The sequence below is a fragment of the Mesorhizobium sp. M0761 genome (assembly GCF_040320205.1).
Lineage (GTDB): Bacteria > Pseudomonadota > Alphaproteobacteria > Rhizobiales > Rhizobiaceae > Mesorhizobium.
Window position 1 is genome coordinate 182,260 of record NZ_JAMYPF010000009.1, and the last position, 13,303, is coordinate 195,562.

Here is a 13,303-nt window from a genome sequence, read left to right on the forward strand (position 1 = left end):
GACGCCGCCTTACTCCAAAGGGACAATGATGAACAATCCTCGCCACAACATCCGCGAAGTGCGTGCGCCCCGCGGCGACAAGCTCAACGCCAAATACTGGACGACCGAAGCGCCGCTGCGCATGCTGATGAACAACCTCGATCCCGATGTCGCCGAAAACCCCAATGAGCTCGTTGTCTATGGCGGCATCGGCCGGGCCGCGCGCACCTGGAACGATTTCGACAGCATCGTCGCCTCGTTGAAGACCCTCAATGAAGACGAGACGCTGCTGGTCCAGTCCGGCAAGCCGGTCGGCGTCTTCCGGACGCACACCGATGCGCCGCGCGTGCTGATCGCCAACTCCAACATCGTGCCGCATTGGGCGACCTGGGATAAATTCAACGAGCTCGATAAAAAAGGCCTGATGATGTACGGCCAGATGACGGCTGGCTCCTGGATCTATATCGGCACGCAAGGCATCGTGCAGGGCACCTACGAGACCTTCGTCGAGGCCGGCCGCCAGCACTACAATGGCAACCTTACGGGCAAATGGATCCTGACCGGCGGCCTCGGCGGCATGGGCGGCGCCCAGCCGCTTGCCGCCGTCATGGCCGGCGCCTGCTGCCTCGCCATCGAATGCAATCCGGACTCGATCGATTTCCGGCTGCGCACCCGCTATGTCGACGAGAAGGCCGAGACGCTCGACGAAGCGATGGAAATGATCGGGCGCTGGACCAAGGCCGGCGAGGCGAAGTCGGTCGGCCTGCTCGGCAATGCGGCCGACATCGTGCCGGAAATGTTCAAGCGGGGCATCCGCCCCGACATGGTCACCGACCAGACCTCGGCGCATGACCCGATTAACGGCTATCTGCCCAAGGGCTGGACGATGGCTGAGTGGCGCGAGAAGCGCGTCTCCGATCCCAAGGCTGTCGAGAAGGCCGCCCGCGCCTCAATGCGCGAGCATGTCGAGGCGATGGTCGCGTTCTGGAATGCCGGCGTGCCGACGCTCGACTATGGCAACAACATCCGCCAGGTCGCCAAGGACGAAGGCTTCGAGAACGCCTTTGCTTTCCCGGGTTTCGTGCCGGCCTATATAAGGCCGCTGTTCTGCCGCGGCATCGGCCCGTTCCGCTGGGCTGCTCTTTCGGGCGATCCCGAGGATATCTACAAGACGGACGCCAAGGTGCGCGAACTCACCCCCGGCAACACCCATCTGCACAACTGGCTGGACATGGCACGTGAGCGCATCGCCTTTCAGGGCCTGCCGGCGCGCATCTGCTGGGTCGGCCTCGGCGACCGCCACAGGCTGGGGCTCGCCTTCAACGAGATGGTGGCCAGGGGCGAACTCAAGGCGCCCGTCGTCATCGGCCGCGACCACCTCGATTCCGGCTCGGTGGCTTCGCCCAACCGCGAGACGGAAGCGATGAAGGACGGGTCCGACGCCGTCTCCGACTGGCCGCTGCTCAATGCGTTGCTCAACACCGCGTCGGGCGCAACCTGGGTGTCGCTGCATCATGGCGGTGGCGTCGGCATGGGCTTCTCGCAGCATGCCGGCATGGTCATCGTCGCCGACGGCACGCCGGACGCCGCAAGGCGCCTGCAGCGCGTGTTGTGGAACGATCCGGCGACAGGCGTCATGCGCCACGCCGATGCCGGCTACGACATCGCCATCGAGTGCGCGAAGGAGCACCAGCTCAATCTGCCCGGTATTTTAGGCTGATTGGCTTAAATGATGCGCATCCTACGGGCCGCCGACTACCGGGTCATGCCGTGGAAGAATGGCGGCGGCACGACCACCGAGATCGCCGTCTCGCCGGACGGCGCCGGCCTGGACGATTTCGACTGGCGCGTTTCGATGGCGCGAGTCGAGGATAGCGGGCCGTTCTCGGGCTTTGCCGGCGTCGACCGCACGCTGGCCGTGCTGGAAGGCGAGGGCATCGTCCTCGACATTGCTGGCCGGCCGCCGGCCGAAGTGACGGCGGCTTCCGCCCCGCTGTCCTTCCCGGCCGATGTGCCGACCTCGGCGGCGCTGATCTCCGGTCCGATCACCGACCTCAACGTCATGACCCGCCGCGGGCGGGCCATGCACACGGTCGAGCGCCTGGTGATCTCGGTTCCGACCGATATCCGGCCGACCAGCGCTATGACCCTGATCCTGCCGTTCGACGGTGAGGTCGGCGTGACCGGCGCGACATCGTCGCGCCTTGGACCTCGCGACACGCTGTTGCTCGGACCGCAGGCCGCGAAACTGCGGCTTGAACCGGTGCGGCCGACGATCGTGTTCGTCGTCCGGATAGCCAGCCTGGGCTAGCCGCACCGCCAGCACAACGATTAACGCCTGTTGCCAAACATGATCGCACGCCGGAGAAATCTGGCGTAAGCTGTTGTCTGGATCACGAAAAAGCCCGAATCCTTCCGTCGTTCCAAGGCGGACGGGAGGGCAGGGGTGCTCGTCCTTAAGTTGTCGAAAGCCCCACTTAAAATGTCGAAGGGATAACGCCTCTGGCGTGGTGAGAAGCAAAACTTTCGGCCAGTGTAATCATGCAACCAATTGCATTTGAATCGGTTTTAGGGACATTGCCGTGGCGGTGGCGCCGCATCGCGTCCCCCATGCGGAATTTTCAATGAATATCCAGACAAATCCTGCCCATATCGAAAAGTCCAGCGCCGGCTTCCCGGTCATCACCGAAGAGCCGATACGCTCCAATTTCCTGCCCGAAGAGCGGCTGCGCGCGCTGGGCGAAAGCCTCGCCAAGGGCGACATCAAGGACCTGTTCGGCCTGACGCAGTTCGATTTCCAGGCCCGCATCCGCGACAGCGCCAAGAAAATCCTCGAAGTCTACCGCTCGACCAATGCCGCCCAGGCCAAGGGCGAAACCATCACGCCTGCCGCGCAATGGCTGCTCGACAACAATTATCTCGTCGAGGAGACCATTTTTCAGGTGAAGCGCGACCTGCCGCGTCGTTTCTACCGGCAGTTGCCGACCCTGGAAGTGGCCAACCGCGCCGCGGTGCCGCGCGCGCTGGCCCTGGCCTGGAGCTATGTCGCCCATTCCGACAGTTCGGTTTCGGCGACCATGTTCAAATCCATCGTCGAGGGTTTTCAGTCGGTCGAGCCGCTCAAGATCGGCGAATTGTGGGCGCTGCCGTCGCTGCTGCGCTTCGTTTTGATCGAGAATCTGCGCCGCATCGCCGTGCGCGTCGACCGCACCAGGCAGATGCGCCATATCGCCAACGAGGTCGCCGACCGCGTGCTGGCGACCGACGACAATGCAGACCGCCGGAAGATCCTGTCGGGCTACGGCGCGCATGCGCAGGACACCACCTTCGCCACCCAGTTGCTCTACCGCCTGCGCGACGGCTCGCAGAATGCCGGCAGGGCGCTGGAATGGCTGGAGGTCGAGCTCGAGAAAACCGGCTCCGACGCCGAGGAAATCATCATTTCCGAGCATCGCACGCTGTCCAGCGGCAATGTCACCACCGGCAACATCATCCGCGGCCTGCGCCTCATCAACGACGTCGACTGGACGGTGTGGTTCGAGGGCGTCAGCCGCATCGACACGCTGTTGCGCGAGCGCACCGATTTCGCCGCGCTCGATTTCTTTTCGCGCGACCAGTACCGCACGTCGATCGAGCAACTGGCGCGGCGCTCCGACCTGTCCGAATTCCGTGTCGCCGAAAAGGCCATCGAGCTGGCCAGCCATGTTCCCGGGGTCACCGATGCCTCCGGCGTGCCGGATGCATCAGCCGATCCGGCCATGCATACCGATGTCGGCTTCTTCCTGGTCGGCCCGCGCCGGCCGGATCTGGAAAAGGCGATCGGCTATCGGCCGCCCTTCCATGTGACCTTCAAGCGCGCCTTCACCGCCACGGGCTGGCTCGGCATCGTTGTGCCGGTCTTCCTGCTGACGGTGCTACTGCTGGTTGTCTCCGGCAATGCGCTTGCCCATCTCGGCCTGTCGGTGGAATCCATCACGCTGATGCTGGCGCTGTTTGCGGTGCCTGCCAGCGAAGGCGCGCTCGCCTTCTTCAACACCGTTGTTTCACTGTTCCTGAAGCCGACGCGGCTCGTCGGCTATGACTACAAGCACGGCATTCCGGCGGCATCACGCACCTTGGTCGTGGTGCCGTCGCTGATCGGCTCGCGCGATGATGTCGAGGAAAACATCCGCAACATCGAGGTGCATCACCTCGCCAACACGGCCGAAGAAATCCATTTCGCGCTGCTGTCCGACTGGCCGGATTCCAAGACCGAGATCGACGCCGCCGACATCGAGATCCTGCAATATGCGCGCGACGAGATCGCCAGGCTCAATGCCCGTTATCCCTCGGAAGGCGCGCCGCGTTTCTATATCCTGCATCGCCGCCGGCTCTACAACCAGGCGCAGGGCGCCTGGATGGGCTGGGAGCGCAAGCGCGGCAAGCTGCATGAGCTGAACCTTCTCTTGCGCGGCGACAGCGACACCACCTTCCTGCCGCTCGACGTGCCGCTGCCGGAAAAGGTCGTCTATGTCATGACGCTCGACGCCGACACGCGCACCACGCGCGACGCCGTGTCGTCACTGGTCGGCAAGCTCGCCCATCCGCTCAACCGCCCGCATTTTGACGCGACAAAGCGCGTCGTTACCGCCGGCTACACCATTCTGCAGCCGCGCATCACAGCCTCGCTCACCAGCGGCGACGACGCTTCTTTCTTCCAGCGCGTCTTCTCGTCCAACAGCGGTCTCGATCCTTACGTCTTTGCCGTCTCGGATCTCTACCAGGACGTCTTCAGCGACGGCTCCTTCACCGGCAAGGGCCTTTATCACGTCGACGCTTTCGAGGCGGCGCTGCAGGGCCGCATCGAGGAAAACACCGTCCTCAGCCACGATCTGCTCGAAGGTGCGCTGGCGCGCGCAGCACTTGTCACCGACGTCGAACTGGTCGAGGACTATCCTACCCGCTACTCGGTCGACGCCTCGCGCCACCACCGCTGGGCGCGCGGCGACTGGCAGCTGCTGCGCTTCATCTTCTCGCCGCGTTCCGGCGTGCCGGCGCTGTCGCGCTGGAAGATGGTCGACAATCTGCGCCGCTCGCTGACCCCGATCTTCTGGGTGATGGCGGCGATCGCCGGCTGGACGCTGCTGCCCTTCACGCAGGCCGCGCAGTGGCAGGCGCTGCTGATCCTGTCGCTGTTCATGGCGCCGACCTTCGATGTCGTCAACGCCATCCTGCCCAAGAGCGGCGACCAGACGCCGCGCGGCCATTTCTCCGCACTGGCGCACGACACCGTCTTCGGCACGGCCCTTGTGGCGCTGAAAGTGCTGTTGATGGCGCACAATGCCTGGATGATGGGCGACGCCATCGTGCGCACGCTTTACCGCCTGTTCGTCAGCCGCCAGAACCTGCTGGAATGGCGCACCGCGTCGCAGGCGCACAAGGGCGGCGACAACGATATCGGCTCCTATTACAGCATGATGTATGGCGCCGTGATCATCGGCGTCGTCGGTCTCGCTATCCCCGTGCTGGCCGATTCCACCGGTGCCTTCGTCGCCTTCTTCTTCGCTCTGTTCTGGATCGGTTCGCCGGCGGTTGCCTGCTGGATCAGCCGCTCGGCCGAGACCGAGGACCGCCTGCGCATATCGCAAGCCGACATCCACGCGCTGCGCACCGTGGCGCGCCGCACCTGGCATTATTTCGAAACCTTCGTCACGGCCGAGCACCACAATCTGCCGCCCGACAATTTCCAGGAAAGCCCGGCGCCGGTTGTGGCGCCGCGGACGTCGCCGACCAATATCGGCGTCTACCTGCTGTCGGTGGTGTCGGCACGCGATTTCGGCTGGATTGCGCTCTCCGACGCCATCACTCGCATCGACGCCACGATGACGACCATCGAGAGCATGCCGCGCAACCGCGGCCACCTCTTCAACTGGTACGACACCACGACGCTCAAGCCGCTCTATCCGCTCTACATCTCGGCCGTCGACAGCGGCAATCTGGCCGGACATCTGGTCGCGGTGGCGGCGGCCTGTGCCGAGTGGGCGGAAGCCCCGTCCGTTCACCTGCAGGGCGATTTCGAAGGCGTCCTCGACACGGTGAGTATCCTCGACGAGAGCCTCGAGGAATTGCCTGACGACCGCCGGCAACTGCGGCCGTTGCGCCAGCGTCTGGCCGATCGCCTCGATGGCATGCGGCGCGCCGTCATGACCATCAAGGCGCAGCCGGAGATGGCCTCGATCCGCACCATTAACCTGGCCGTGCTTGCCGGCGAGATCCGCAAGCTCGCCACCGCCATCCACACCGAGGCCGGATCGCAGCGCAGCGACATTATCGCCGACTGGGCGGCACGGCTGGAAGCGACCTGCGAGGCGCATGTGCATGACTCGCACAGCGACGAAAACGCCGTCGAAGCCTTGCGCGCCAAGCTGCTGGCGCTGCGCGAACGCTGCCGCCGCTATGCCTTCGAGATGGATTTCTCTTTCCTGATGCGTCAGGAGCGCAAACTGCTCTCGATCGGCTACCGGGTCGAGGAGCACCAGCTCGATGAGAGCTGCTACGATCTGCTCGCCTCCGAGGCGCGGCTGACCAGCCTGTTCGCCATCGCCAAGGGTGACCTGCCGACGGAGCATTGGTTCCGGCTTGGAAGGCCGATCGTCGAGATCGGCTTCCAGGGTGCGCTGATGTCCTGGTCGGGCTCGATGTTCGAGTATCTGATGCCGCCACTGGTGATGAAGGAACCGCAGGGCTCGATCCTCAACCAGACCAGCAAGCTGATCATCAAGCGTCAGATCCAGTACGCGCGTTCGAAGAACGTGCCCTGGGGCATTTCGGAAGCGGCCTACAATGCCCGCGACCGCGAACTGACCTACCAGTATACCAATTTCGGCGTGCCCGGACTTGGCCTCAAGCGCGGCCTTGGCCAGAACACGGTGATCGCCCCTTACGCCACGATCCTCGCGGCGCAGTTCACACCGCGCGAATCCGTCCAGAATCTGGCTAGGCTGCGCTCCATCGGCGCTCTCGGCCGGCATGGCTTTTACGACGCCGTCGACTTCACGCCGCAGCGCGTGCCGGAAGGCACCGACCATGCCGTTGTCCTGAACTACATGGCGCATCACTCCGGCATGTCGATCGCCGCCGTTGCCGACGCCATCTTCGAGGGCCGGCTGCGCGACCGCTTCCATAGCGATCCGGTGATCGAGTCTGCCGAACTCCTGCTGCAGGAGAGGGCGCCGCGCGACATCCCGACCGCCACGGTCAGGACCGAAGCCGACGAGCGTTCGAAGGACGAGACCGAGGTCGAGAGCCCGGACTCGCGCATTATCCTCGACCCGCTGAGGGCGTTGCGCGCCACCAGCGTCATGTCCAATGGCCGCTACTCCGTCATGGTCTCGGCCACCGGTTCCGGTTACAGCCGCTGGGGCGAACTCGCCGTCACCCGTTGGCAGCCCGACCCGACCGAAGACCGGCTCGGCTCCTACATCTTCCTGCGCGACGCCGGCAGCGGCGACTGGTGGTCGGCCACCGCAGAGCCGAAGCAGGCGACCGGCGAGAGAGTGCAAACGCTGTTTTCCGACGACAAGGCGAGCTTCGTCAAAACAGTGGGCTCGCTGCGTTCGGAGGTCGAATGCATCGTCATCTCGGAAGGCAATGGCGAGGGACGGCGCGTCACGCTCTACAACGACGGCGCCACTGACCGGCATATCGAGGTGACCTCCTTTGCCGAGCTGGTGCTGGGCAACGAAGCCTCCGACAATGCCCATCCTGCGTTCTCGAAAATGTTTATCGAGACCGAGATCGCTGCCAATAACGGCGCCATCTTTGCCACCAGGCGCAAGCGCGAGAAGAACGAGCCTGACGTCACCATGGTGCATTTCGTCACCGATCCGTCCGGGTCGGCGCGCGATGCCGAGGCCGAAACCGACCGCCGTGCCTTCATCGGCCGTGGCCGTACCATCGCGGAAGCGGCGGCCTTCGATCCCGGCGCCAAGCTTGGCGGTCACCACGGCTTCACCCTCGATCCGGTAGCGGCCCTGCGCCGCCAGGTGCGGGTGCCGGCCAACAAGAAGATATCGCTGACCTTCTGGACCGCCGTCGGCGCCAACCGCGCCGAACTGGACGAGGCCATCGCCAGGCTCGACCATCCCGAAAGTTTTGCTCGCCAGGCGATGCTTGCCTGGACGCGTTCGCAGGTGCAGACCCGCCATCTTGGTCTGAGCCTGACCGACGCCGCCAACGTGCAGAAGCTGGCGCGCTTCCTGATCTATCCCGATCCGTTCCTGCGCCTTCCCGGCGAATCCATCGCTTCGGGGCTGGGCAAGCAGTCCAGCCTGTGGCCGACCAGCATTTCGGGCGATTTCCCGATCTTCCTGGTCCGCATCGGCGACGTGGCCGACCTCGAAATTGTCGCCCAGGCGCTGCGCTTCCAGGAGTATATGCGCGCCCGCGGCATGATGATCGACTTCGTGGTCGTCAACGAGCAGGCATCGTCCTATGTCCAGGACCTGCAGCGCGCGGTCGAGACGCTGTGCGAAAACAGCCGCCTGCGCGGCAAGGAACTCGGGCCGCGCCAGCACATCTTCGCCGTGCGCCGCGACCTGATGGACGAGGCGACGTACAAGACGCTGCTGGCGGTTGCCCGCGTGGTTCTGCACACGCGCAACGGCACCATCTTCGACCAGATCGAACGCGCCGAGGCGGCAGCCTTGCAAGCACGCGATGCCCTGCAGCCGGTGGCCCCCGCGTCGCTGCGCGAGCCGTCTCTGCCGGTGCCGGCGGCGCCTGCATACCATGCCGCGTCCGACAGCAGCGCCGACGGCAGCGGCCTCAGCCAATGGAACGGCTTTGGCGGTTTCGAGGGCGACGGCCGCCACTATGTCACCCGCCTTGCCGGGCGGCGCTCGACGCCGCAGCCCTGGATCAACGTCGTCTCGAACGCCTCGTTCGGATTCCATGTCTCGGCCGAAGGCGCTGCCTTCACCTGGAGCCGCAACAGCCGCGATTACCAGCTGACGCCATGGTCGAACGATCCGGTCACCAACCGGCCGGGCGAGGGCATCTACATCTACGACCAGGCCAGCGGCAAGGCATTCTCGCCGCTGGCTGCCGTGGTCCGCGATCCCTCGATGACCTATGAGACATGGCACGGCCAGGGCTTCTCCACCTTCCGGTCCAAACGCGGCCCGCTGTCGATGGATCTGACGCACGTCGTCGATCCCGTCGATCCAGTGAAGATCACGCGGCTGCGCATCCAGAACTCAGGCTCGGCGCCGGCGCGGCTGCGCGTCTATGCCTATGCCGAATGGGTCCTCGGCAGCCATCGCTCGAGCACGGCTGCGACCATCATCCCGTCCAGGGATCCAGCGACTGGCGCGCTTCTGGCGCAAAACCCCTACGGTCTCGATTTCGGCGACCGGGTGGCCTTCCTGGCCGCCACTGGTCCGGTGCATTCGGTGACAGCCGATCGCGGCGAGTTCATCGGCAGGCATGGCACCAGCGCCTTCCCGCACGCCGTCGTCAGCGGCGCCGGCCTGTCGGGCCGCGTCGAGGCCGGCGACGATCCGTGCGCAGCTGTCGCCAGCGACATCGACATCCCCGCCGGCGGCGACGTCACGCTGGTCTGGCTGCTTGGCGACGCCGCCACATCAGCCGAGGCGAGCGCGTTGGTGCAGACCCATTCGGGCAAGGATTTCGACCAGCGGCTGGCCGACAATGAACGCGTCTGGCGCGGCTTCCTCGACACCATCCAGGTCGAGACGCCCGACAAGGCGCTCGACGCCATGGTCAATCACTGGCTGCCCTATCAGAGCCTGGCCTGCCGCATCCGCGCCCGCTCGGCCTTTTATCAGGCAAGCGGCGCCTTCGGCTTCCGCGACCAGCTGCAGGACACGCTGGCCCTGCTTGCGCACGATCCGAAACTGGCGCGCGACCAGATCCTCAATGCGGCGCGCCGGCAGTTCCCCGAAGGCGATGTCCAGCATTGGTGGTTGCCGCGCACCGACGCCGGCGTGCGCACCATGATCTCCGACGATGTGGTCTGGCTGGCGCATGCCACCAATCGCTACATCGAGGTGACCGGCGATACAGGGATCCTGAAGGAGCAGCTGCCTTTCATCGACGGGCAGGTGCTGGGCGAAGGCGAGCACGACGCCTTCTTCACGCCGGAAATCTCCAAGACGAACGCGTCGCTCTACGACCATTGCGCGCGTGCGCTCGACCTTGCGGTCAAGCGCAGCAGCCCGGCAGGGCTGCCGCTGATCCTCGGCGGCGACTGGAACGACGGCATGAACCGCGTCGGCGAAGCCGGCAAGGGGGAGAGTGTCTGGCTCGGCTGGTTCCTTTTGAAGACGCTGGGCGACTTTACCACCGTGGCCAAGGGGCAAGGCGACACCAAACGGGCGCAGGCCTGGACAAAACACGCCGATGTGCTGAAGCGGGCGCTGGAAAGCACCGCCTGGGACGGCCAGTGGTATCGCCGCGGCAGCTACGACGACGGCACGCCGCTTGGCTCGCATAATTCGGACGAGTGCAAGATCGACTCCATCGCGCAGTCGTGGAGCGTGCTCTCCGGCGAGGGCGACCCCGCGCGCTCGACCACGGCGATGCAGCAGGCGACGAACCTGCTGGTCGACGACAAGCTCAAGATCGTCAAACTGTTTACCCCGGCCTTCCAGAACACGAGAAAGGACCCTGGTTACATCAAGAGTTATCCGCCGGGCGTGCGCGAGAACGGCGGCCAGTACACGCATGCGGCGACCTGGTTTGTCATCGCGCTCGCTGAAATGGGCCGCACCGACGATGCCTATCGCTGCTTCTCGATGCTGAACCCGGTCAACCATGCGCTCGACGATGCATCGGCCGAGCATTACCGCGTCGAGCCGTACGTCGTCGCCGCCGACATCTATTCCGGTGAGGGCAAGGGCGGTCGCGGCGGCTGGACCTGGTATACGGGCTCAGCGGGATGGCTCTACCGTGCTGCGGTCGAAGGAATTCTGGGCATTGAGCGGCGGGGCAAGCAGATCACGTTCCGGCCGAAACTGCCCAGCCATTGGGACGGCTATTCTGCCACGCTGAAGATGCTGGGGTCGGAGATCAAGGTTCGCGTCATCCGCGACAAAAAGGCCAAATCCATCTCGCTCGAAGTCAATGGGACCAAGACAAAGTCTTCCGGTTTTCAGCCGAAAGCCGGCGACAAGACCGAGGTGGTCGTCAAGATACCCGCGTAAAATCAAAGGCTTCAGGTTATTGACGCGCGCCTTTCGAGGCGCGCGTTTTCTACTTCGGCATGCTCCTGACGCAGAACGGCGTGCCTTCCCGATAACGGCGGTCCAAGCGTGCAGTGACTAAAAATGTGGCAGCGCCAGCTGCTGCCATGATTTTGCCGCAAGACTGACATTTCACCTTTTATCTCAAACCGTTAGGTGATCACGGCAGATTTCGCAACGTCGTCATCTTTTGTTCGCAGAATGGGAACGGAAGAGGTAGACGGGCATTGTTTTGCGACCCGTTAACCGGTACGTGTCAAGAAATGGTGCGGTGCACAATAATGTTTTGGGCGGAGTAGCTGAAGTGTCACTTCTGCAAATCTACTGGAGAGCGCTGGGTTATCTCGCAGCCGACAGGAAGCGCGTTGCGTTTATCTGCGGTGCGAATGTCGCGCTCGCCATTATCGCCATCCTCGAGCCGATCATGTTCGGCCGGGTAATCGACGCCATCTCCGATAAGGGTTCGGTGTTTTCGACGCTGGCGCTGTGGGCCGGTCTCGGCGCCTTTAACATCGTCGCCTTCGTGCTGGTGGCGCGCGGCGCCGACCGTTTTGCCCACAAGCGGCGCAGCGAGGTGCTGTGCCAGTCGTTCGAGCGCGTGATCACCATGCCGCTCGCCTGGCACCACCAGCGCGGCACCTCCAACGCGCTGCACACGCTGCTGCGCGCCGTCGAGACGCTGTTCAGCCTGTGGCTTGAATTCATGCGCCAGCATCTGTCGACGGCGGTTGCGCTGGCTCTGCTGATTCCGACCGCGATAAGCATGGATCTTCGCATGTCGCTGGTGCTAATGGCGCTGGGCGTTCTCTATGTCGGCATCGGCCGGCTTGTGATGAAGCGCACCAAGGCGGGCCAAGCCGCGGTCGAGCGCCACTACCATCAGGTCTTCGCGCATGTGACCGACTCGGTCAGCAATGTCGCCGTGCTGCAGAGCTACAACCGTCTCGGTCACGAGGCCGATACGCTGCGCCGCTATGTCAAGAACCTGCTCGACGCGCAGAACCCGGTGCTCGACTGGTGGGCGATGGCCAATGCGTTGCACCGCCTGTCGTCGACCATTTCGATGATGGTTGTGCTTTTGATCGGCGCCTATCTGGTCACCCATGGCCAGCTCAAGATCGGCGACGTCATCGCCTTCACCGGCTTTGCCACGCTGCTGATTGCCCGCCTCGACCAGATGTCGGCTTTCGCCAACCAGATTTCGGAAGCCCGCGCCAAGCTCGAGGACTTCTATCACCTCGAGGATTCGGCCGCCGACTCCGCCGAGCCGGACGGCTTGCGCGACCTCACCAACGTCACCGGCCACGTCCGCTTCGAGAATGTCGGCTTCGAGTTTGCCAATTCGAGGCAGGGCGTCGACGACGTCTCCTTCGAGGTCCAGGCCGGGCAGACGGTTGCCATCGTCGGCCCGACCGGCGCCGGCAAGACGACGCTGATCAACCTCTTGCAGCGCGTCTTCTCGCCGTCTCATGGCCGTATCCTGATCGACGGCATCGACACCCGCACGGTGACCCGCAAGTCGCTGCGTCATTCGATCGCCACCGTCTTCCAGGATGCCGGCCTGCTCAACCGCTCGATCGAGGACAACATCCGCGTCGGTCGTGCCGAGGCGACTTATGACGAGGTTCACGCCGCCGCCAATGCGGCTGCCGCGCAGGATTTTATCCTTGCCAAGAGCGCCGGCTATGACACCGTCGTTGGCGAGCGCGGCGGCCAGCTTTCGGGCGGCGAGCGTCAGCGCATCGCCATTGCCCGCGCCGTGCTCAAGGACGCACCGATTCTGGTGCTCGACGAGGCGACCAGCGCGCTCGATGTCGAGACCGAGGACCGCGTCAAGGAAGCCATCGACGAACTGAGGCGCAACCGCACCACCTTCATCATCGCCCACCGCCTGACCACCGTCCGCGACGCCGACCTGGTCGTGTTCATGGACAAGGGCAAGGTGGTCGAGATGGGCGGCTTCGCCGAACTGTCGCTGCGCAATGGCCGTTTCGCCAGCCTGCTGCGCGCCGGCGGCCTGCTCAACGACGAGGAAGTCCGCCGTCTCAGCCGCACGGTGAATATCGAAGCGGCGTAGCTTT

At 64.4% G+C, this 13,303-nt stretch carries 4 protein-coding genes; all 4 read left to right on the forward strand.

The features are described 5' to 3' along the window. Window positions 1–28: 28 nt before the first annotated feature. The 4 genes from hutU to NKI32_RS17350 all read left to right on the forward strand — a co-directional run bounded on the left by hutU (window position 29) and on the right by NKI32_RS17350 (window position 13,299). Window positions 29–1,699, forward strand: coding sequence for a urocanate hydratase (hutU, locus tag NKI32_RS17335; RefSeq protein ID WP_023739268.1), 1,671 nt, complete (start codon window positions 29–31; stop codon window positions 1,697–1,699). Between the two features lie 12 nt (window positions 1,700–1,711). Beyond that, window positions 1,712–2,290, forward strand: a complete 579-nt coding sequence (locus NKI32_RS17340) for a HutD/Ves family protein (protein ID WP_023753715.1) — start codon at window positions 1,712–1,714, stop codon at window positions 2,288–2,290. 313 nt (window positions 2,291–2,603) lie between these two features. Continuing rightward, window positions 2,604–11,183 (forward strand): glycoside hydrolase family 94 protein, encoded by an 8,580-nt coding sequence (locus tag NKI32_RS17345; protein WP_353003053.1) that lies wholly within the window; start codon window positions 2,604–2,606, stop codon window positions 11,181–11,183. Between the two features lie 343 nt (window positions 11,184–11,526). Next, window positions 11,527–13,299 carry a glucan ABC transporter ATP-binding protein/ permease gene (locus NKI32_RS17350; RefSeq protein ID WP_023672897.1) on the forward strand — a complete coding sequence of 591 codons (1,773 nt, stop codon included), beginning with the start codon at window positions 11,527–11,529 and terminating at the stop codon, window positions 13,297–13,299. The last annotated feature ends 4 nt before the right edge of the window (window positions 13,300–13,303 follow it).